Origin of the sequence: Vibrio sp., from assembly GCF_047973365.1 — a bacterium.
GTDB lineage: Bacteria > Pseudomonadota > Gammaproteobacteria > Enterobacterales > Vibrionaceae > Vibrio.
Genome location: NZ_JBKEBW010000004.1, coordinates 1 through 20,099 on the forward strand (window position 1 = coordinate 1; position 20,099 = coordinate 20,099).

General features: G+C 39.4%; 25 protein-coding genes and 1 pseudogene. 9 read left to right on the top strand and 17 right to left on the bottom strand.

Translation table 11 applies throughout. The features are described from left to right. Positions 1 to 444, top strand: a pseudogene (locus ACK5MF_RS00335) (IS3 family transposase); the annotation flags it as partial. Here the strand turns inward: ACK5MF_RS00335 and ACK5MF_RS00340 are convergent. From ACK5MF_RS00340 to ACK5MF_RS00385, 10 genes are all read right to left on the bottom strand, one after another. Next, positions 438 to 860, bottom strand: coding sequence for a hypothetical protein (locus ACK5MF_RS00340; RefSeq protein WP_416918256.1), 423 nt, complete (start codon positions 858 to 860; stop codon positions 438 to 440). The pseudogene ACK5MF_RS00335 and the gene ACK5MF_RS00340 sit on opposite strands and share 7 nt — an antisense overlap. Before the next feature lie 201 nt (positions 861 to 1,061). Then, the gene (locus ACK5MF_RS00345; protein WP_416918258.1) at positions 1,062 to 1,808 is read right to left on the bottom strand and encodes a hypothetical protein; all 747 of its coding nucleotides are present in this window, start codon (positions 1,806 to 1,808) and stop codon (positions 1,062 to 1,064) included. Between the two features lie 139 nt (positions 1,809 to 1,947). After that, entirely contained in the window at positions 1,948 to 2,361 is a 414-nt protein-coding gene (locus ACK5MF_RS00350; protein ID WP_416918260.1) for a UPF0158 family protein, read from the bottom strand. Between the two features lie 201 nt (positions 2,362 to 2,562). Further along, a complete protein-coding gene (locus ACK5MF_RS00355; protein ID WP_416918262.1) occupies positions 2,563 to 3,060 on the bottom strand; it encodes a hypothetical protein in 498 nt (165 codons plus the stop codon). Then, positions 3,047 to 3,448: a recombination protein NinG gene (locus ACK5MF_RS00360; RefSeq protein WP_416918264.1), complete on the bottom strand. Its 402-nt coding sequence runs from the start codon at positions 3,446 to 3,448 to the stop codon at positions 3,047 to 3,049. The genes ACK5MF_RS00355 and ACK5MF_RS00360 overlap by 14 nt, the downstream gene beginning before the upstream one ends. Further along, positions 3,445 to 4,086 carry a DUF1367 family protein gene (locus ACK5MF_RS00365; RefSeq protein WP_416918266.1) on the bottom strand — a complete coding sequence of 214 codons (642 nt, stop codon included), beginning with the start codon at positions 4,084 to 4,086 and terminating at the stop codon, positions 3,445 to 3,447. The genes ACK5MF_RS00360 and ACK5MF_RS00365 overlap by 4 nt, the downstream gene beginning before the upstream one ends. A 4-nt stretch (positions 4,087 to 4,090) precedes the next feature. Next, on the bottom strand, positions 4,091 to 4,444 hold the full coding sequence (locus ACK5MF_RS00370; protein WP_416918268.1) for a hypothetical protein: 354 nt from the start codon (positions 4,442 to 4,444) through the stop codon (positions 4,091 to 4,093). After that, the gene (locus ACK5MF_RS00375; protein WP_416918270.1) at positions 4,445 to 5,446 is read right to left on the bottom strand and encodes a helix-turn-helix domain-containing protein; all 1,002 of its coding nucleotides are present in this window, start codon (positions 5,444 to 5,446) and stop codon (positions 4,445 to 4,447) included. A 36-nt stretch (positions 5,447 to 5,482) separates the two neighbouring features. Next, positions 5,483 to 5,944 carry a YmfL family putative regulatory protein gene (locus ACK5MF_RS00380; protein ID WP_416918272.1) on the bottom strand — a complete coding sequence of 154 codons (462 nt, stop codon included), beginning with the start codon at positions 5,942 to 5,944 and terminating at the stop codon, positions 5,483 to 5,485. Positions 5,945 to 5,963: 19 nt separating this feature from the next. Then, positions 5,964 to 6,218: a hypothetical protein gene (locus ACK5MF_RS00385; protein WP_416918274.1), complete on the bottom strand. Its 255-nt coding sequence runs from the start codon at positions 6,216 to 6,218 to the stop codon at positions 5,964 to 5,966. Positions 6,219 to 6,316: 98 nt separating this feature from the next. On the opposite strand from ACK5MF_RS00385, the gene ACK5MF_RS00390 reads away from it, so the two are divergent. Then, positions 6,317 to 6,997 carry a LexA family transcriptional regulator gene (locus ACK5MF_RS00390; RefSeq protein ID WP_416918276.1) on the top strand — a complete coding sequence of 227 codons (681 nt, stop codon included), beginning with the start codon at positions 6,317 to 6,319 and terminating at the stop codon, positions 6,995 to 6,997. Between the two features lie 499 nt (positions 6,998 to 7,496). Here the strand turns inward: ACK5MF_RS00390 and ACK5MF_RS00395 are convergent, their stop codons facing one another. Continuing rightward, positions 7,497 to 8,192: a hypothetical protein gene (locus ACK5MF_RS00395; RefSeq protein WP_416918278.1), complete on the bottom strand. Its 696-nt coding sequence runs from the start codon at positions 8,190 to 8,192 to the stop codon at positions 7,497 to 7,499. A gap of 116 nt (positions 8,193 to 8,308) precedes the next feature. On the opposite strand from ACK5MF_RS00395, the gene ACK5MF_RS00400 reads away from it, so the two are divergent. After that, positions 8,309 to 8,716 (top strand): hypothetical protein, encoded by a 408-nt coding sequence (locus ACK5MF_RS00400; RefSeq protein WP_416918280.1) that lies wholly within the window; start codon positions 8,309 to 8,311, stop codon positions 8,714 to 8,716. On the opposite strand, the gene ACK5MF_RS00405 is transcribed toward ACK5MF_RS00400, so the two are convergent. Next, the gene (locus tag ACK5MF_RS00405) at positions 8,703 to 8,984 is read right to left on the bottom strand and encodes a hypothetical protein (RefSeq protein WP_416918282.1); all 282 of its coding nucleotides are present in this window, start codon (positions 8,982 to 8,984) and stop codon (positions 8,703 to 8,705) included. The two genes, ACK5MF_RS00400 and ACK5MF_RS00405, sit on opposite strands and share 14 nt — an antisense overlap. A gap of 251 nt (positions 8,985 to 9,235) precedes the next feature. Further along, on the bottom strand, positions 9,236 to 9,520 hold the full coding sequence (locus ACK5MF_RS00410) for a hypothetical protein (RefSeq protein ID WP_416918284.1): 285 nt from the start codon (positions 9,518 to 9,520) through the stop codon (positions 9,236 to 9,238). A gap of 250 nt (positions 9,521 to 9,770) precedes the next feature. On the opposite strand from ACK5MF_RS00410, the gene ACK5MF_RS00415 reads away from it, so the two are divergent. The 6 genes from ACK5MF_RS00415 to ACK5MF_RS00440 all read left to right on the top strand — a co-directional run bounded on the left by ACK5MF_RS00415 (position 9,771) and on the right by ACK5MF_RS00440 (position 15,728). Beyond that, a complete protein-coding gene (locus ACK5MF_RS00415) occupies positions 9,771 to 9,953 on the top strand; it encodes a hypothetical protein (RefSeq protein WP_416918286.1) in 183 nt (60 codons plus the stop codon). Positions 9,954 to 9,964: 11 nt separating this feature from the next. Continuing rightward, positions 9,965 to 13,510 carry a hypothetical protein gene (locus ACK5MF_RS00420; RefSeq protein ID WP_416918288.1) on the top strand — a complete coding sequence of 1,182 codons (3,546 nt, stop codon included), beginning with the start codon at positions 9,965 to 9,967 and terminating at the stop codon, positions 13,508 to 13,510. Further along, positions 13,503 to 14,030, top strand: coding sequence for a siphovirus Gp157 family protein (locus ACK5MF_RS00425; protein WP_416918290.1), 528 nt, complete (start codon positions 13,503 to 13,505; stop codon positions 14,028 to 14,030). The genes ACK5MF_RS00420 and ACK5MF_RS00425 overlap by 8 nt, the downstream gene beginning before the upstream one ends. A 3-nt stretch (positions 14,031 to 14,033) precedes the next feature. After that, entirely contained in the window at positions 14,034 to 14,264 is a 231-nt protein-coding gene (locus ACK5MF_RS00430; RefSeq protein ID WP_416918292.1) for a hypothetical protein, read from the top strand. A 73-nt stretch (positions 14,265 to 14,337) separates the two neighbouring features. After that, complete coding sequence (locus ACK5MF_RS00435; protein WP_416918294.1) at positions 14,338 to 14,523, top strand: hypothetical protein; 186 nt, start codon at positions 14,338 to 14,340, stop codon at positions 14,521 to 14,523. Beyond that, positions 14,502 to 15,728 carry a tyrosine-type recombinase/integrase gene (locus tag ACK5MF_RS00440; protein WP_416918296.1) on the top strand — a complete coding sequence of 409 codons (1,227 nt, stop codon included), beginning with the start codon at positions 14,502 to 14,504 and terminating at the stop codon, positions 15,726 to 15,728. The genes ACK5MF_RS00435 and ACK5MF_RS00440 overlap by 22 nt, the downstream gene beginning before the upstream one ends. Before the next feature lie 21 nt (positions 15,729 to 15,749). On the opposite strand, the gene ACK5MF_RS00445 is transcribed toward ACK5MF_RS00440, so the two are convergent. The 4 genes from ACK5MF_RS00445 to tdh form a co-directional block, all read right to left on the bottom strand. Further along, positions 15,750 to 15,959: a hypothetical protein gene (locus ACK5MF_RS00445; protein WP_416918298.1), complete on the bottom strand. Its 210-nt coding sequence runs from the start codon at positions 15,957 to 15,959 to the stop codon at positions 15,750 to 15,752. A 53-nt stretch (positions 15,960 to 16,012) separates the two neighbouring features. Then, complete coding sequence (locus ACK5MF_RS00450; protein WP_416918300.1) at positions 16,013 to 17,422, bottom strand: hypothetical protein; 1,410 nt, start codon at positions 17,420 to 17,422, stop codon at positions 16,013 to 16,015. Beyond that, entirely contained in the window at positions 17,422 to 18,462 is a 1,041-nt protein-coding gene (locus ACK5MF_RS00455; protein ID WP_416918302.1) for a hypothetical protein, read from the bottom strand. Before ACK5MF_RS00455 ends, ACK5MF_RS00450 begins: the two co-directional genes overlap by 1 nt. A 564-nt stretch (positions 18,463 to 19,026) precedes the next feature. Further along, a complete protein-coding gene (gene tdh / locus ACK5MF_RS00460; RefSeq protein ID WP_416918304.1) occupies positions 19,027 to 20,058 on the bottom strand; it encodes an L-threonine 3-dehydrogenase in 1,032 nt (343 codons plus the stop codon). Positions 20,059 to 20,099 lie beyond the last annotated feature (41 nt).

Genomic DNA, 20,099 nt, shown 5'->3' on the forward strand with positions numbered 1-20,099 from the left:
TGTGATAGACCTGTTTGCACGTAAGCCAATTGGTTGGGCGATGTCTTTATCACCAGACAGTAAGTTAACGGGCAAAGCATTAACGATGGCTTTTGAATCCAGAAGGTCTCCAAAAAATGTTATGTTCCACAGTGATCAAGGTAGTCATTACACAAGCAGATATTATCGTCAGATGCTGTGGCGTTACCAAATTAAGCAAAGCTTATCGAGACGCGGAAATTGCTGGGACAACGCACCGATGGAACGCTTTTCCGCAGCTTAAAGACCGAGTGGGTATCAACGGCAGGATATCGGAGCTTTTCAGAAGCTCAGCAACAAATCACGAGATATATAGTTGGTTATTACAGCCAACTTAGGCCCCATCAATATAATGGCGGGTTAACACCCAATGAATCAGAACGATTATATTGGGAGAACTCTAAAACTGTGGCCAATTTTTATTGACCACTACAATATTCATTGATTAACCCCCCTACACTACCTAAATTAGATTCAACCTCTGCTTTTCCTAGGTAGATTTGATTTTTTATATCTTTAAGAACCAAAAGCAATGTGTCGTCGTTTCTATAATGCTCACTTTTGTCGTTATTCCATCTATAAAATAGACTCCATTCTTGATGAAATGCGGTACTGAAATGATGCTTAACATCAGTAAGGTCTGCTCCATTCGCAGCTAATGTGATAATTTCCGATTGTAGTTCACTTTTCTTCTTGTAAAGAGAATCATCGCCAGCTATCCAGTTCCATATCGCATACCTAATAGCGATAAAAATAAGAATACCGAGGAAACCTGCAAGCGTGTCGCTTGAGTTTTCTTTATTGGCTGTTGTTTTTGTGGATGAGTCAAATTCTTCAGGCATAGTTTTGGAATATTATAGTTACTGAGTAGCATATGATTATCTTTTATAATGCTTTAAAGGTCCAGCATACTTAATAGAAACCTAACGCCCAATTAAGGGGTGAACAACGCTACCACCCACACCTAACGCATTGTGCCATAAACACTAAATTTGAAGTAGAAGCAAAAATGCCAAGCGTTGTGAATCCCTCTTAAATGCTTGTTATGTACGTTTTTTAAATGCCACATCAAAATCATGCCCATTGCGTTTAAAGCAAACATAATTAGAAAATATTGAAGTATATCCGTAATGCTCAAGCATTTTTTCAATTAGTTCGGGGGTAACTGTAGCTTGACCAAAGCTGTTCGGCGCAAGTCCCCACTCATGCCCAATAAAGCCCCTACTGTCGATATACGCCGTATGTTTTTTACCATCGAGAAAATACACCAAAATATAATTAACGTTCTCGTTGTATAAATGCCCATCAAAGAGCATTCTCGTTTTATGCGCCTGAGGTATTTTTTCAAGAAAGCTATCTTTGAACTTCCTGTCCTTACACTTAACGAATTTATTACCTACATTGATGTAGAAATCTACATTTCGAGTGAAAAAATGCGGTTCAAAATGATCACCACCAATAGAGAGAGATGTATACTTTTCTGGTGCAATTGAAATAGACTCTCCAGACTTCAAAACCACCGGCTCTGCTGGTTTGTAAACCTCTACTTTCACATCATTTTCCAAAACCGCATATATAGACCAAATTGGGACCGTTTTATCTTTGTGATTACTAACCACCAGTTTGGTTATTTGACTATCCGTATATGCATCGCTGCTAACTTCGTAGGTAATACTGAGTCTAAACCCTATTTTCGTATGATAAAAATAAAGAGCATATGCTGACGCAACAAAGTAGATAACTGTTCTACCCTCTTGTGACAAGAAATTAAAAAGCTCTGCAATATCCAATTGACCTCCAAAGTACATAACGCCAAGCTAAGTGGCTGCAAACACCACCAAAACTAAAATAACCGCCGTAAACACACAAAACCGATTTGAACTAAAACCGCCATGCGTTTGCAGTCCAGCTTAAGCGCCTTGTTATGTGCTAAGCCACATACTGAACTGAATTTTCGTCACACCAATCTTTCAAAGCTTGCTTTATCGCTAAGCTTTGATATTGATGCCATTTGTCTAGTGCACCAATTTCCTCTAACCGATTCTTAAACTTAGCAAAAGCACCTTTTCGGCTAAAGTAATCAGATACTAGGCTGTATTCATTTGGGAGCTCTCGGGAAACAAATTCAAGAACAGTTTTCCGACCTAAACCTAAGTCATGTTTACTTGGAATACAAAGGTAATTATCTGAGTCCTCGATATCCTCGGGCACGACCTCTTCAATATCATCGCCAATGTAATAAATTTGTCCAGATTGCATGTTCAAATATGCCTCAGCGCCAAAACTTAGATCCCCTGAAACAAACTCCATCGCCATTTCCAAGTCATCAAGATCTACCTGCATATAGACTCTCCATTATTCAATGAGCACATAACAGTTCTTATACGGAACATGACTCTCCAAACGATTCCATATAACCTAAGCTCACTTTAACGTAACCACATAAAATTAATGAGAAAATAATTCCACTTAATCAATTTTTCGTGACAAATGTAGAAACAATCTACATAACGCATCTACAGGACAACAGCATTTAAAACGATGCTATAAGCCTTCACAACTCGCAAACTTATCTACCACCTTATCACCTATCTGCTTCTCCCAACATCGAACAACTTGCACCACTGTATCAACCGCAGACTGGATCATATTGGATTTACGATAATAAGTATCACGAGAAATGTTCATGGCGGCACAGCGCAAAGTAACCGAACACCCTTTACGGTTTACCTCTCCAGGTGCATACATCAAGCACTCTCGTAAAGTAACTTTGACTAAACCAACTATCGATTTAGGAGGGAACTCTGGATACTTACGAGCAATTATTTTCGCTAAACGAGCCGTCACGAACGACAAAGACTTTTCATCTTCGGTATTTGAATATGCGTACATAGCCCATGCAGTCGCTTCCTTACTTAAACCAGTCAGCGCATGAGCAAAATCCATTTGCGTATATTCAGGAATACCACCGACACCAGTATCAAAGCGCACAGTCTTAAGCCCTGCTCTGCCGATTTTTTCCAGTGCGCTATGCTGATTCATAGTAGTACTCCCAATTAGTACTCATGACATCGGTTTTTGCTTTATATGCTCGTTCAATGTCATGCAAGTCGTATACGGTCCAGTTCTGGCGCTCATTGAAATTTTCCAACACTTCAACTCGAGTTAAGCCAATTTTTTCAATCAAGCTTTCTCGATACTCTTTGACATTCCCTGATTTATTGCCGTTGCACTCATAACACTGACCGTGAGCATTATCTTCATTAAATCGAAGTTCTGGAGCTGCACCAACAGAGCGATAATGACCGCATGAAAGCGGCAGGTAACGACCGCAACTGATACATGGTTTTCCAGAATCTCGGATAACAATAAAACGGTTGAACTGCTCTTGGGCTTTCTGTGCCCTATACCCATATTTTTTATTTCTCATGCGAACTCCATATGTTGATAAACGGCGTTCTGCATTTCCTGCTCATCGTTAAAAACTTGGAAAAGTGATTTATTCCAAATGACGTTAAAACAACCTTTGTAAATCTTTTCGAATTGCTCTTGATCCATATTGTCAAAAGCAATCGACCAAGGTCGCTTAACCGTTCCACCATTAGGTAAAAACTCTAAATCGAAGAATCCCGCTTCAATCATCACTTGATAGCGATAGTTTTCCTCACATTTGTAGGCTTCTGGATCACAGTGTTCTTCTCGTTTTTTCTTCACATCAGCGAGAACTAACTCGGCAATTTCAGTGCCGTGTGACTCATACATATCTAAGCGCCCTGCTAGCTGACAGAAACGTTTTGCAGTTTCATGTGCAATGTAGTGTTCGGGTTCACTAATTAAACTGACATCAGGCGACCAATACTGGAAACCGAGGTTGAGCAAAGCAAAAAACTTACGATGGTGTTCAAGAATTCGCGTCGCTGCTTTCGACTTCGGTTTTATAGCCACCACCCGTCCTTTCATTGCAGAGGCTTTCTCTCGCATCAAAGGAGTGGCGTATTGCAAGAATCCACCAGCAGTAATGACACCGATGATTTCCTCTTTGGGCTTTCTAGCCTTAACACTACGCATAACGTTACTCCCCTAACTTGATTCTCGGCTTAGCCAAGCGTTGAAGCATTTTCAGTTTCTCGATTTCTGATTCAATCCAATCTGCGTCATCGTTCGCTGCCTGAAGTTTTTGGAAGTCCTCCAATGTGATCCCGTATTCGTTCACAAATCTAACCAAAGCTCGATTAGCGTTATCTCTGGCTAAACTGTATTCGCCTCTATTGAAGTGAAATTTATAAATTTCCTCGTACATCCTAGTGGCAATTTTTTGGTTTTCAGGGTTCAAACGCTGCAACTTACGCTCGACAAATATTCGGTCTGATGGGATACGCCATTTCTTTGAACCGGAGTATAGGAATCTGGGGCTAAAATAGATCATCTAGCACCCCACTAGCGCTTGGCGTAACGCGAGTTGCTCTTTGATGAAACTCTGCAACCCAATTATTTCATCTTGGAAGCTTTGAATAGCACTTACTGCTACTGGACTCTGGTAACCCGCCCGTTTTTGAATATCGCTTTTCAAGCCGGAAATCTTGGATTCAGCAAGGCGAATACTGTTGTTTATCGCTTCAACATCACTGACTTTGGAAGCAACAGGAACGAGACTGGCATCACAACGCCCCCGATCTTGCTCTTTCGCGAGCCAAGAGTTTATAAACCTCGCCATTCCGTTTTTCGTTTTGCGTCGAGTCGGATTTGCTCTAAGCCATCCAAGCATATTTCGAAGTTCTTGCATCACGTCTACAGCTGGATACAACGCTCTCAAATCAAAAATATCATTGGTGTATATCGAGTACACTTCACCAATTCGATTTGTTGGTAGTTCAAAATCTGGTTTCGGTTTGTCGGTTTCGAGCAAATCATCATTGCTCGGAACAAGATCTCTTAATGGATCTCTTACTAATGGATCTTTAACTGATGGATCGTAGCCAGATTCTGGCTGTTCAAAATCAGTGATCTGGCTCCTCAAAACTCGCTGTTTTGAACGTTCATAATCTGGACGTTCATAATTTAGACCCTCTTTATCTTTCAATGAGTTAGTTGAGGAGCTAGGTTTTGAACATCCAGAATCTAGCCCCTCATAAGCACCCGAAACTATCTTTCCAATATTTAAGTAATACGCATTGGACGTTGCGACTCTCCGACCACTGTCACCTAGTTTGGATCGCTGCTTTTTTTGCAGAAAGCCATCTTCGACTAGCCGCTTTATCACGCCTTTAGTCGTGCTTTCGGCAATCCCTGATTTTCTAGCGATCGTCTCAATGGATGGGTAGCAATACCCTTCATCGTTAGCAAAGTCAGCCAAGCAAAGCATCACTAACTTGTTATTGCCTTTCAGCTCCATGTTGTCCCACACAAAGCTCATTATTTTTACCGACATAATTCTGGCATCTTTGTTAATAGTGAATGAAAACGCTTAACAGATGGAGCGGTAAACGCTGATCGTTGATAGCTTGCCATTAAGAATCTTAGATACCGCTTTCATCGTGACATCCTTAATTGCCTTTGCTTCCTTTTCATCAATCTCACCGTCTTTAAGAGCTTCGGCTATAGCAATATTCATCTCGCCAATTGCCGCCATTTCAGCAATTTGGATTTCAGAAAGTTCTGCAGAATCGAGCTCTGTTGGAACAGATTTGATTAAGATGCAATGAGCTTTGTTGGCGTAGTACTGTGCGATGTGAGAAGTGCCGGTTATAAACTGAATATCTTCTAGCTGTTGAGCATCAAACGGCTTGTTACCATTTTTTTCCTCTAGCCGGTTGCGGAATTGGTCATAGGTCATTCCCATACGACGAGCTAATTCTGCACGCCCACCAGCGAAGAACTTCTCACTTTTCAAGATGGCTTCTCGTAAGGTCTCAAATTGTTCAACCATTTGTAGTTCTCCGTGGTAGTTACTGATTTATCTCAAATTCGCTACGATTAAATTCATTCGGCCAAATAGCTAAACAATCCGTCATCGATAACAAATCTAACCGAGTAACTTTCTGAGCAGATTGAATTTCTATCTTCATACAAAGTGCGGCACCTAATTTTGATTTCTTACTGATGGCTGTTCTTAAACTTGCAATCGTCGTCCCACAATTGGTTGCAAATTGGCTTTGCTCTGTAGAACTTAAACTATTTAAAAATTCTCTTAGTTTGTTCATCGTCTCCTCCATTTGGATAAAAATATAACCCACAGGTAACCACAAAACAATACCTAAAGGGAATTTACCTACAGGTTAACGATTGCTAGAATTTAGACATGGATATATATGAAGTTAGACGTCAGCGTCTTTTGAAGCTGAAAGATGAGAAATGCGACGGCAAAGTAGTTACTTTGGCCGATAAAATCGATACAGCTCAATCTTATGTATCGAGGATGCTTTACGAGTCAGGAAAAAATGGGAAGAAAAATATTTCTGACGTTATGGTAAAAAAAATCAGCGATGCTTTTAATCTCCCAAACGGTTGGCTTGACGGAATAGATCCTGATGATGATTTTAGCAATATTGCAAAAGTGACAGTTCAACCTGAATACCAAGCTGTTTTTCCTGTTCTTGGCAAAGTATCAGCTGGAAAATTTAGAGATGCAATTCAAACATTCGACCTCGAATACCTATCCACAGCTATCAAATGTAGCTTGAATTCATTCTGGTTGATTGTTGATGGTCACTCAATGACAGCCCCCTTCGGTTCTGGGATTACATTTCCAGAAGGTATGTACATTCTTGTAGATCCTGAGAAAGAGTATATAAATAAAAACTTTGTCGTTGCTTACTGTGCAACCAAAAGCTTGGCTACGTTTAAAAAAATAAGTATCGAACCAGAAGGAACGTTCTTAGTTCCACTTAACCCAGATCCAACATATAAACGAATCAATATTGAAGAAGAATTTTGTGAGATAGCAGGAGTCGTTGTTGATGCTCGTTGGAAGCTGTTTTAAAAACAATTGAAATGACCAATTAGTTACTGATAACAATTTAATTTAACCGCCACTCTGGCGGTTTTTTTATACCCAAAAGAAAATATAACCTACAGGTATTGACAATAAATATAACCTAAGGGTAAGTTAAATATGTCAACTGACAAATGTTAGTTAGCTCTTTAACAATCCGAACCATGAACGACTAACCGCATCAAAATGCGCTAGGTCACTCCGAGTACCAGTGACGGAGGACAGAAATTCACTGAAATAGACCTTACTCATCAAATCGGCGACCGGGTGCTAGGACTTACAGATAATAGAAACAGCATGTACTGGAATGGTTTAACCGAGTGAATGACCCGACAAGATGAATAAGCCCCGCCTAGTTTCGGCGGTGAGGTAGAAACAATTGATAGCTTTCATATGAGAGCCATCTGAAATGCTTTTAATGATCGGACTGGGTAGTTAAGAAATGCCGACAAAGCCTGATGAACAGTATTGAAGGCATTTCAGATTATTAAGAGAAGATTTGCTTTATTGTTTGTAACAAAGATTTCTTGTAAGGCTTTCTTAATTGATTAAGTAGCTTGTGGTTGGCTTGGTTTGTTTCGTATTCAAATGAGCCACATTTACAACCATAAGCAACATTGAACCCATTGAAAACTGCATCTTTCAAAAGCATGCTTTGTCCATAAAGTAATGCATGAGCGGCTCTAGCCTCTTCATCTGTACAAGAAGGTCCCCATGTAATAGTCATGTTGGCATCATTTTTAATCAGCAGGTGAAGAAAAGCATGGGATACGTACGAAATGATAATGTTTCTTAAAAAAAGTTCTCCTCTAGGGTTTATCCGTTCTGCAAGTTCAAGCTCATTGGGCAACATCTCTTTGAGAACTACATAGCACTGCTCGCGAGTCATTTCAGAGCCTTGCAAAGCATCATCGATTTGTTCATATCGTTCAGAATTTGAATCATCAGAGATGAAATCCTCATAAACATCTGAATAGCAGATTTTTTGGCAAGCATCAGCTCCAGCATCTTCAAGCATTGAACTGATAGTTTTATCCGCTTCATGTAACAATTCATAAGACAACATAGGAAAAATTCGTTTAATCAACTCATGATCGAATGCTTCCCCATTGAACAATGTAGCAACGTTAATACAACTAGAATTCAAACGTAATTCAATTAACGTACGAATATCATTTTTCACCAAGAATACCCTTAATTTGTTTGTGGAAATCCGACCTTAAACCACGACTGGCCGTGGTGAAATATCCCAGAACCAATCCTCACCACAATTTTACAATTCAACAAATGGAGAAACCCGTGAAAAATCAAAGCAAAGCTTTTCATATTTGGAAAGCAATTGAAATGGCAGCTAAGGCACGAACCGAAGCTGTGCCGGATAACAAAGTATCAGATGCAGCTACTTTAGGTTATGTAAGCAAGCTGCTTGAAGACTTAGAAAACCACCTTAATGGTGATAATTTAATATTTCAGCTTTTACAACTGTTAGGCAACCAACGCGCCCAGCCCGGACTTCAAGCAGTAGAACTTGAGAAATGGAGAGACGCGGGCAGGAAAATTGCGATGGTTGTTCAATCGGGTCGTCATGAAATATTACCAACATTCGATGCTTCTTTAATGGGTCAGCTAAAATCAGAAGCTATCCAAAGTATGAGAACACTCTGCGAATATGTAGAGCGTTCTCAGTCACAATCTAAAACCTGTTAGTTAAAAACTGTTTAATAATGGCATTTTCATACACATTAACACCATCAAAGTTAGTAATAGTGATTTCTGATACTAACAACACATCATTAGAATCGACCAATCCTAGTACTTGCAATTCGGTTTTGATTACATTTGCAGACTTTAGTGATGGTAATAACCAATGTGTTTCCATTACTCGGACACCTCCTTGGCTAGATAAATAATCGGCTAAACCTCTGTGCTTTTGTCCGGGTGAATTTAAGTCGTAGCTTATTGAATAAACAGCCATTTGATTTTTACCTTTTAAGGTTGGTTGTGGGAACTTAACCTTAAACCACGGCGGGGCGTGGCTAAATCTCCCCGACCAACCTTTAAGCAATATCTGACAGCGTTACCTATTCTGAAATACTTCTAACGTAGAGGCATTTCAAAATGGAAACTGAGTTCGTTTGCTGTAGAACGCAACGACCATCAATTTGCAGAATGACCAAATTTCACTAACCCTGAAAAACTTTCAAACAGATTGGTCATTCTGCATCCTTAAAGCCAATTTCTTCGAGGGTTAGTCAGCCACGTAATGATTTCTGGCGAATATGCTTTACCTAGCCAATCACCATCATATAAGCGAGTAACAAAACAGAAAGGTTTATCGAGTTCGGCGATATAAGCCAAAGTATCGATTACCTCACTTTTAGAAAGCGAGGTCTCTAAAAACCAGCATCCTTCGCTGAGCCTAATCGCTTTAGAACCTTTAAATACCTTTTCAATAGTCGCTTTCGCTTCTGCTGTCGGTTGTATTCCATAACTAATTGAATATACGGACATAGTTGAGCCTACTTTTATATTTATCTCAAAATTGAACAATAGATCATCAACAGAAAAGAAAGAACATCCGCAAGCTCATTTAAGCGCTATCTGATAGCGCCGTAAGTTTCTTAGGTTGTTTGTGGAAATCCAACCTTAAACCACGGCGGGGCGTGGCTAAATACTCCCCGACTAATCCTTACACAATCATCACTTTCTAACTAACCCAACACGGGTATCACCACAATATCCATTCTGCCGGAGCTTCGTTATGGAAAAACTAACTGAAGAAAACTATAAGCAATTCATCAAACGCTTAAAGTCCCTACCACACGATAGAAAAGTCATTTCCAATTACTGTCGAAAACACGGCTTTCATAACGTCTCTCCAGCACTACTAACGCATTTCGAAATTTCATCTTCAATCAAAATCCAAGGCTCACTAGCCGTATGAGGAACCCTACCATGGCAATTAAACACTTTTTGGCGACATGCGAAAAGAAAGTCTCTAAACATCCCGTAAAAGATGGTAAAACGCTCACCGTGCCTACATTGGCCACAACGCAAGCTGATGCAAAAACCCAAGTACGAGTTATCGTAGAAAAACGGGATTTAGAATTAGCCAGTTCTGAGTTTACCTATAACGACTGGTATAAAACGCCCCAACTTGAACCGATTACCGAAGAAGAATACAACGCTGAACTACTGGCTTTTGAAGGCGAATCAACTACTGATTATCCGGTACTGAATGATGCTGGATACTATGATGATCACCACGAAGATGCGGAATTATCTCAATTCATTTTTACCAATAACGGTCAAGAATTTGAAGGAGCAAAAGTCTTCGTCTTGAAAGTAGCCGATAACCAGTGGTCATACGGTTTCAAGTTCGTAAGCTCTCATACTGAAAAATACGAACCGATGACTCAAGACAAACTTGAGGATTCGCGAGATGAAGCGATAGACAAAGGCATTGGTCGTTTAGAACGATTTCTTGATTACCATGATGAATATGGACCGGAAGAAGATAAACGTTTTATCTCAGCACTACTCGATCACGATTTCTACGCAGGGTTCTCAATTGAAGAAAAGACTGAAGAACAACTAGAAATAACGCTTAGCGAAGAAACGAAAGCCAGCAAAAAACGCATAGAAGAAGTTTTCAATAAATCCGCAGCTAATGATTCCGTGTTTAAGCCTATCGTCAAAAAAGCAGTAATGAATATTACCGATGATATCCATGCTGTTATATCAACAATAAACCTCAATGATGAAGGCTATGCCTACGGCTTTGAAGTTAATTCAAAAACCGAACGTTTAGCCGGTAACGTAGATAGTATTAGCGAAGAACGCTTTGCCACTGAACGGGAAGCTGTAAAACATGCTGGTCAGGCAATCTCCGATTGTTTAGCTACCTACGACACTTCACTCACTCTCTATAAAGCTTTCGCCCAAAGTAAGTACATTGACTATTTCGAAGAAAATTCAATGGTTATGGGTGAACAAGAAGATCCTATAAAAACAGCTATTCGCAAACGATTTGAGGCTAGACCAACAGCCCAAACCAACGAATCTGAAGTCTCTCACGCCTTCGAAATCATCTCTCACCTTATTACTGAACACACCGATATCGAAGCACTTATCAAAGCGATTGAAACTACGCAGAAGTGCAATGAAATGTACATGTCACCACAAGTTGACCAACTTGTTGCTCGATGTACGCCAACACCTTCAAAGCTCAATACAACTATCTACAAAGCAGTACAGCAACGATTAAAGAAAGCTGGCATTGCTGATGAAGAGAAGGTAATGACCGCTCACGATTACATAGCACCAAACATTACAGACAAAACGGATATCGACAAACTGTGCGATACCATTGCCAAATTGAAGAATCCCCACAACTTGCTAGTACCGGCTAATGCTTGCTTGTTGGCAATGCAGAGTGAAACTGAAAAACAGGATAAGTCACCAATCCCTTGGGATGGTGGTGATGAATTCCAGGTATTTATCTCAAACTGTCTCGTTACAAACGATGCGCATCTAGACTTTTCGCCTGAACAATATGAAGAAATGAGCGATAAGTTAAAAACTGTCATTGAAGAAAGTTATACCCACAGTGCTCAAAATAATGTGCGATTTGATGAAAAAGCCACGCTAAAAAATATAGAAAATAACGAATGGGTGTCCGGTAGCGAATGCGCTCTTGATTTTCTCAATATTCGTCGTTTAAGAGCTCTATTCCGTGAAAATTTGGAAACTACTCAGCAGAATGAAACGGAAAAAACTACTGCATTCGTGTATCACTCAGACACAATCGATCGACAACTGAACCAAGATTGCTCTAACGATGTGACAATTAGCAACGTGGAACTTGCTAAGGGCGCAATAGCCTCATTTACAATGACAGATAATGAACGTGTATTGCGAGTTAACGGCTTTCAAGATGACGGCTGGCAAGGCGCATTGTGGTTTGAGTTTTCACAACATGACGGTGACATTCCCAATGCTACGTACCAGCTAGCGATTGACTGTTTATGTGAACGGATGGGACTAGATATCACATTGAAAAGTAAGAATGCGATATTTAAAGATTTGTCAGGGCGTTTTCACTCACATAGAAAAATAAAAGAAGGGCAAAAAACACCAAATGTTGGCATGTATGAAGATGAGAAAAAAATCGCACATAAGCTTGTCAAGGAAACAGGATGTAAGCTAAGCCTTCTAGCTGCAATTGATCAGTTCATAAACGGCATTATGAGTGGCGAAATTAAAAAGTTGAGCGGCAACACATTGACTCCCGACGTCATCGGCTCATTGCTAGCATACGGAATTACTGAATCTGGCGATCTCGGTGAAAGTATCGATTTAAGTATCAAAAATAGAGAAAAGTCACTTACTGATTTTTATCTACCCATTTTAGATATGTATGTAAAAGGCGCGCTAACTGAAACAGCAGATCATGAAGGGAATATCTTGGGTGTCATGAAAAAACAGGCGGTAAATAATGAACCAGAACCGGAGAAAAGTTTACCAGAAGACGCTAAAGATTTACCAAATCAGACCAAAGATGACCAAAATCACTCCAAAAGTGAACCAAATGTTGAACGCAATAATGTTGAGCATATTACCACTGCTACTGATGACAATAGCAATTCTGATGTTCCTCAAGAAGTTATAAAACAAGACGCTGCAAATGAACCAATCAATGTGGTCACTATTGCAGACTTGCCGGACGGTTACCAAAACAATCCCAACCTAGCATTATGGATGAAAGGATTCAAAACCAACCTGCAACACGTTAAACCAGACCAGAACGGTCGTCTTTCAATAAAAACTCAATACCGCTTAATGAAAGCGACTGAAATTTGGGGACCTATCGGAGTCGGTTGGGGTTACAGAGTAATCAGAGAATGGATTGATACCGGCGCACCAATCATCATGAACGGTGAGATAAGCCAATTTTTCGAGCAAATCCATAAAGTCGAAATTGAGTTTTGGTACCGACACGAAGGTGAAAAGGTATCGTTCACTCAATACGGTGATACTCGCAAACTGTATCTCGCTCGTGGTGGCTACTTTGTTCACGACGATGAAGTAGAAAAGAAATCGCTGTCTGATGCTTTAGGTAAAGCCATGTCAATGACGGGTATCTGTGCTGATGTTTATCTTGGTACTTATGACGGTGACACCCTAATCAACAAAACCGAGCAAATTCAACTGGCAAATCGCCAACTCAAGCAGCTTGAGTTTGATGCTCAAACCGCAGAACTCGCCATCAACAAAGCGAAGTCTTACACCGACAAGTTCTCAACTGCGCCATCGATGGCTGAAATCAAACGCCTTGAGAAACTAGCAATTACCGCGTTAGCGGCTTACCCCACACCAGATGAAGATAGCAAACGTAAAAAGAGCAAAGCGATTGGTGCAATAGCCATCCAAGCTCAGAGCGCTATCGATGATTTCAATAAAGACCTAAACACCACTCAACAGGAGCAAGCTAATGGCTAATAAAACTGAAAGTATGAATGACATTAACCAGCAGGTCTTTGACCTGTTGGAGCTTGCCAAACAAGAAGAATGGGACGAGCAAACCATTGCCGATAACCTAGCGGGTTTAGAGTGCAGCATCGATGACAAGCTGATGGCGTATCGTCGTTATATGGATAAACTGGAAACCGAAGCGAAAATCGCGGATGCAGAAAAGAAGGTTTATACAGAACAAGCCAAACCTTACGGCGACCGAGCCAAAAGCCTAAAAGACGAACGCAGCCGACTGACCTATCCCCTACTCAACTTATTCCAAATGCTAGAAGTTGAGAAAATGAAAGGCGCATACGGCACGTTTTACATCAAAAACAATCCAGAAAAGCTCCGCTACAAAGAAGCCGAATTACCCAAACGCTTTCTGCAGCGTGAAGTTCGTTTTGTCCCAGATGAAGATGCCATTAAAGCTGCTCTCGATGCGGGTGAAGAACTGGATTTCGCATGGTATGAAACCCAACCTCAGCAAGTAGTTTTGAGAAAGTAATTTATGAAGTTTTCTCAACTGAAAGTGGAGCCCCATTTAACTGGGGCTTTTCTAAAATACATGAAACAACAAGGCTATGAAGCCGTTGTGAGTTGTAATCCTCAACAGCCCTTCTATCTCAATCACCAAAACACACCTGAACTCTCTCACATCATTGAAATCGATCATCTGGGCAAATGGGTTATCCCAGAGCAACTACACCGACTCGCATTGATGTTTTTATCTGAACTCTAATCTGTCAACTACCATCGACCATCGTCTTTGGTAGTTAAATCTATTCACTTAATACGCTATACAGGTCATTGGTATGAGTAATACTCAAATTGCAATTGTTACGCTCAAGAAAGCATCCGAAGTTATCGGTCTGAGCACTAAAACACTGCGAGAAAAAGCTCGTGACGGGCTTTATCCATCCACCGTTATGAGAAAGGTTCAAGGCACTTGGATGGTAGATATTGAGGAATGGAACCGATGGCATCGAATGCAAGCGTAGATAATTTACCATCTGGAGTGGAAGTACATGGAAATACGCTCCGTATTGTTTTTTACATTAATGGTAAACGTTTCAGAGAATCTTTAGGCCTCGCTCCAACTAAGCAAAATATTAATTTTGCCAAGAAAAAGCGTGAAGCCATTCTATATGAAACAAAAATAGGCACCTTCAGCTACTCTGCTCATTTCCCAAACTCAAAGCACTGTTTTGGTAAACCCGCAGCTAGAGAAATCGGCACACTCACAAAGCTTTTCCTGCAATCCAAAGCCTATGATGTTCGTCGTTCAACATTAGAACGTTATGAATGGGTACTCAGAGACTTCGCGCAGCTTTATGGCGAGAACCGTAGCTGCGAAACTCTATCCCCTCGTTCTCTAACTCAGTTCAAACAAGATTTAGTGAGCGGAAAAAGCGGTAGAACCATAAACCGAAACTTAGTCACCATTAATGCCTTCCTTTCTTGGCTCCATAAAATGGAATACATAGAGCGGGATCTTTCTCAAGTTATGAACCGTGTGAAAGAGAGTGAACCAGATATTCAGCCTTTCTCTTTAGATGAGATAAACAAAGCCTTAGCACACTGCCACCAGTTGCAGCACCGCAATATGATTACTCTGTTGGTTTATTCAGGAATTCGTAGTGGTGAACTGTGCGCTTTAGCCTGGGAAGATGTCGATTTCGAGAACCGGACACTCCATGTTCGCCGCTCCACCTACGACAAGCGCGGACTTAAGACAACAAAGACAGACAAAGAACGCTTTGTTGATTTAATGCCACCAGCTATCGAAGCATTGAAAGCGCAGCGTCACTTAACCTATTTATATCCAGCAACTGATCATGAAGTTGAGTTACCGGGTAATGCATTCCGCACAGAGAAGCTACGCTTTGTGTTCAACCCGAAAGCCGTACGCCAACAAAAAAGCAGTGATTTCGATTACTACGGTAAACAAGCATTGGTTCGTATTTGGGCTGATTTGTGTAAGAAAGCAGGCATCACTCACCGCAATCAATATCAACTACGCCATACCTATGCAAGTTGGGCAATCACCCACGCGAACGTAAATGTTAGCTACTTAGCACAACAAATGGGTCACTCTGATATCACGATGGTAGCCAAGGTTTATGGGAAGTGGTTGAAAGAGTCTAACAAGAAGGAGTCTGATAAGATTTGGAGAGCGTTGCAAAAAGTGAGGGACTGTTTATAGTCCCCCAAAATATCAATATATTCACTTTGCTTCTGAAAGACCCACATTAATTTGATCATCAAGTAGTGTTTTTTTTACGTCAACAATTTTTCCATTGTTCTCTACTTGTTGGCTACTTTCTGGTCTCAATTCAGTAGTATTATCAATATGCTGAGGAGCATCCGCCCCCTCAGAAACAATTTCTTTCTTGTTTTCCTGCTCTTCATTTGTAAAAACATTTTTAGACGACAAATAAAGAACGCAAACTGTAGTTGCAATAATTATATTTGTAATAACCCAAACAATTATATATCGATTTCTTTTTTCATTAATATATTTTTTTCTTTATTACTAACTTTAGTTACATTAAGTATTTTATCAAGATCCTTTTCATTTAAAAGATCTTTATATCTATTTCTAATTTCAGAATATTTGCCAAGTAATCTATCTCTATCTGAATTTATTTCTAACACAGAAATTAATAAATAGATAAAAGATATAGAAATGAGAAGCATACTCACTAATAACACTTCAAAACTAAAAGCACCGGAAACAGTTCCTTTATTAACAACTCTCAATAAAAATACGGTTATAAAAAATGTTGTAAATGTCCACAAACCTGTTTTAAACATAGCAAACATGTTTTTAGTCATTTCCAAAGCCTTATCAGATTGACTTAGTATAAATTCAGAGATCTTATTTTTTATTTCTATATATTGTTTAACATTATCTTTAAGATATAAATCATAACCAGACTGAACTGAATCTGAAGAACCAGACTCAATCGACAATAAAGTTTCGTTTTCTAGATGGATAGATATAATATTTCTGGCTAGGCCGATTTTATCTGCATAGTTACCTTCAAGATAAGTCCAATCATAAATATCACTTAATTCTTTCGAGTTATGGTTAACTAAGTTTTCAAAGCTAATACTTTCCGAAAGTAGTTTATAGCCCTTAAGACGATATTTTAATGTGTTATCACTAATTGAAGAGAAATCAGAAATATATACAATTAGAAATGCATTGAACAAACCATTGAAATAAGACTCAAGGCCAAACTTATTATTAGTAACAGACTTAAAGTCATTAGGAATAAAATTAAATTGAGCCGCATTAGCGAAATGGCCACACTTATCTCTTTTTTCTATTCGATTCGATCTTTCTTCATGGCTCATTACATATATTGAATTATTAGGTCCTGCATATTTCGGATATACTGATTTAAACTCAATCGAACCTGTGCAAAAATAATCCGAATTCTCCCACACATTCACCGTTAAAGAATTAGAAAGATCAAATTTACTCCAAGCCTCTAAACTTTCTTGTAAGTTTAAAGATTGGATATACTTAATAAATACCGAAACATCAAAAACATCGAAGTTCTGAGCTTCTTCTTTATCAATCCTCAGCTCTAAATCCACATCATCACTATGTAAAAATGATATTTCTTCGATGATAGAATCAATTTTTTCACTTAAAGATTCTATATTATTAGAGAGAATTCTAACAGGATTAGGAGTATTAACAGTTAACGTTAAATCTACACCTAAATTATGGAGATTTGTTAATAATATTTCTAATTTGTCCCGTAAGTTGTCTAGAGAATATGAAGAATTGAAAGTACACTTAGCTTCGTATAGACTAAAATTCTCTACGATACTAAGCTCTTTCGTTTCACCAAATAGTTCTAGAATATCTCTTACAATCGACATTATTTTTCCTTAGAAGTTTTAAATTCTTCGTATCCTTTATCTGTATAAATCTTTATAAACTTCCCTTTATCATCTTTACTCGCAGAAATTCTCGATTTCAAATCATCGATTTCACCATTAATTCTAAGTTCAAAATTATTATCTAACATGACTTTTCGAACAATACGCGCTTTTATTACACTAGGCTCTAAGTCAAACTGAGTATCAAAAGGTTTTGGTGACGATGTTGGGAGTGCTTCAAATTTTTCAACGAATGAAACAAATTTTTCTTTAAATTCTTCAGTTTCTGGTTTGTGTGCTTTAACTTTATCAACCAGATCATCATACGCTAGTGAATTTTCATTTCTGAAATGATTAATGATATCGTTTCTTAAAAACCAATAATCTACTGGGGATACAGTCTTTACTTCTTTGGTAAGTAAGTTATCAATGGCAGCAAATGCATTTTTTGTATTTGTCTCTGAATCTTGCAATTGCTCCGCAACAAGAAATGACTGATACCAGTATTCTGTAATTGTAGCTTTACTATCAGAAACAATAACCTCATCTACAGTATGTTCAGGGGTAAAAGTGATTACTGCAGCTTTTTGTAATCTATCCTTAGATGTAGGTAAACCAGATTTCAAAGATAAATTAACTTCATCAAGATAGTCACTGTTATCTATCTTTATCAGTACAAATTTCAAACAGCCTTCATGCGTAATTTTAAGCTGTAATAAACCACCAACCTTAACGTTGGTCATTTGCTTGATCTTGTCTTGAACAATAAGTTCTACATCATATAACTTATTTGCTATTTGATTAGATTTTACCTTCCAGTCTTCACCCTTTGATAAAGCCACAAGAGACGAAGCAACAAGCTCATCCATATCCTTAAACTTAAAGAAGCGGCTACGAGGACTCTCTAATACGTCTTTTAACACTAGTTCAGTGTACGTCTTTAGTCCTTCGGCAGTACCATCTAATGCCATCTGTTCAGGTTGGGAAGCTTTGACATTCACCTTGTGCAACGAGTATTCCAGAACTTCTAAATTTTCCATATGGATACAATCTACCTACTGATGACACTGTATAAATATACAGCATTAATATAATGAAACATTGAGGATTTTACAAAAAATCCTCCCCAAATAATACAAGGTGCACTCAATTACGTTATCAATATGGGCTATATTTGTAAACTTTATAAACCTTTTGATTCCCATAAACCAAAGTAACTCTAGTTCAAAAATCTTCAACTACAGTAATAGCAAATCATACCATCGATACAACTGAATAAATTGTATGCAACCCCAAATATCTTGAATAGCTTTAGAAATAACTTTGATGTACTAGCTAGAACGTTTAATTGAAACTGCTATTCGCGAACTTTAATGTACATTAATGAAGAGACAAAACTCATCTTTTTATGAAAGCTGATAATCCAATGAAAATTAAAAAGAAACCGTTGGGGCTTTTTGAGGGTGTTAACTATGAGTAATTTCCCATTTTGGGGCTAAATTGGGGCTTTTTTTAAGGCTAAATGGGGCTATTTCTTCCATTTCATATATTCTAGCCACAAACAAAAAGCGCCCCAACCGGAGCGCTTCAGAATCAATATTCGGTTATTCCCAATCAAGGATAACCTTCCCGGAAGCCCCGCTACGCATAGCATCGAAGCCTTTTTGGAAGTCATCAACCTTGTAGTGGTGAGTGATGATTGGTGACAAATCTAGACCAGATTGGATTAGGCTTGCCATCTTATACCAAGTTTCGAACATTTCACGGCCGTAGATACCTTTGATAACCAGACCTTTGAAGATCACCTTGGTCCAGTCAATTGCCATATCTGATGGCGGAATACCTAACAGTGCAATACGACCACCGTGGTTCATGGTGTTTAGCATAGAGCTAAATGCGCTTGGTACACCAGACATTTCAAGACCAACATCGAAGCCCTCGGTCATGCCCAGTTCAGCCATCACGTCTGCTAACTTCTGCTCAGCAACATTGACTGCACGAGTCACACCCATCTTACGAGCAAGCTCTAGGCGGTATTCGTTCACGTCAGTAATCACCACGTGGCGTGCGCCTACGTGTTTTGCTACTGCCGCAGCCATAATACCGATGGGACCAGCACCAGTGATCAGTACATCTTCACCAACAAGATCAAAAGACAGTGCAGTGTGTACTGCGTTACCGAACGGGTCGAAGATTGATGCTAAATCATCGGAAATACCATCTGGGATTTTAAATGCGTTAAACGCGGGGATCACAAGATATTCAGAGAAAGAACCTGTGCGGTTTACACCTACACCGATGGTGTTACGGCATAGGTGAGTGCGGCCACCACGGCAGTTACGGCAATGGCCACAAGTAATATGACCTTCACCAGAAACTCGATCACCCAGTTCGAAACCACGTACGCCTTCACCGATACCAACGACTTCACCCACATATTCGTGACCAACCACCATAGGTACTGGAATGGTCTTTTGTGACCATTCGTCCCAGTTGTAAATGTGAACGTCAGTACCACAAATAGCTGTTTTCTTAATTCTGATCAAAATGTCGTTATAACCCAATTCAGGCTTTTCGACTTCCGTCATCCAAATGCCTTCTTCAGGCTTAAGCTTAGCTAGTGCTTTAATTTTCATAATGCTCACCAAATGCATCCTCCGAGATTGGAGGAAACAAT

Coding starts and splice junctions, on each gene's coding strand:
- ACK5MF_RS00340 (WP_416918256.1), bottom strand. CDS start 860: ATGCCTGAAGAATTTGACTCATCCACAAAAACAACAGCCAATAAAGAA.
- ACK5MF_RS00350 (WP_416918260.1), bottom strand. CDS start 2,361: ATGCAGGTAGATCTTGATGACTTGGAAATGGCGATGGAGTTTGTTTCA.
- ACK5MF_RS00355 (WP_416918262.1), bottom strand. CDS start 3,060: ATGAATCAGCATAGCGCACTGGAAAAAATCGGCAGAGCAGGGCTTAAG.
- ACK5MF_RS00360 (WP_416918264.1), bottom strand. CDS start 3,448: ATGAGAAATAAAAAATATGGGTATAGGGCACAGAAAGCCCAAGAGCAG.
- ACK5MF_RS00365 (WP_416918266.1), bottom strand. CDS start 4,086: ATGCGTAGTGTTAAGGCTAGAAAGCCCAAAGAGGAAATCATCGGTGTC.
- ACK5MF_RS00370 (WP_416918268.1), bottom strand. CDS start 4,444: ATGATCTATTTTAGCCCCAGATTCCTATACTCCGGTTCAAAGAAATGG.
- ACK5MF_RS00375 (WP_416918270.1), bottom strand. CDS start 5,446: ATGTCGGTAAAAATAATGAGCTTTGTGTGGGACAACATGGAGCTGAAA.
- ACK5MF_RS00380 (WP_416918272.1), bottom strand. CDS start 5,944: ATGGTTGAACAATTTGAGACCTTACGAGAAGCCATCTTGAAAAGTGAG.
- ACK5MF_RS00385 (WP_416918274.1), bottom strand. CDS start 6,218: ATGAACAAACTAAGAGAATTTTTAAATAGTTTAAGTTCTACAGAGCAA.
- ACK5MF_RS00390 (WP_416918276.1), top strand. CDS start 6,317: ATGGATATATATGAAGTTAGACGTCAGCGTCTTTTGAAGCTGAAAGAT.
- ACK5MF_RS00405 (WP_416918282.1), bottom strand. CDS start 8,984: ATGGCTGTTTATTCAATAAGCTACGACTTAAATTCACCCGGACAAAAG.
- ACK5MF_RS00410 (WP_416918284.1), bottom strand. CDS start 9,520: ATGTCCGTATATTCAATTAGTTATGGAATACAACCGACAGCAGAAGCG.
- ACK5MF_RS00415 (WP_416918286.1), top strand. CDS start 9,771: ATGGAAAAACTAACTGAAGAAAACTATAAGCAATTCATCAAACGCTTA.
- ACK5MF_RS00420 (WP_416918288.1), top strand. CDS start 9,965: ATGGCAATTAAACACTTTTTGGCGACATGCGAAAAGAAAGTCTCTAAA.
- ACK5MF_RS00425 (WP_416918290.1), top strand. CDS start 13,503: ATGGCTAATAAAACTGAAAGTATGAATGACATTAACCAGCAGGTCTTT.
- ACK5MF_RS00430 (WP_416918292.1), top strand. CDS start 14,034: ATGAAGTTTTCTCAACTGAAAGTGGAGCCCCATTTAACTGGGGCTTTT.
- ACK5MF_RS00435 (WP_416918294.1), top strand. CDS start 14,338: ATGAGTAATACTCAAATTGCAATTGTTACGCTCAAGAAAGCATCCGAA.
- ACK5MF_RS00440 (WP_416918296.1), top strand. CDS start 14,502: ATGGCATCGAATGCAAGCGTAGATAATTTACCATCTGGAGTGGAAGTA.
- ACK5MF_RS00450 (WP_416918300.1), bottom strand. CDS start 17,422: ATGTCGATTGTAAGAGATATTCTAGAACTATTTGGTGAAACGAAAGAG.
- ACK5MF_RS00455 (WP_416918302.1), bottom strand. CDS start 18,462: ATGGAAAATTTAGAAGTTCTGGAATACTCGTTGCACAAGGTGAATGTC.
- tdh (WP_416918304.1), bottom strand. CDS start 20,058: ATGAAAATTAAAGCACTAGCTAAGCTTAAGCCTGAAGAAGGCATTTGG.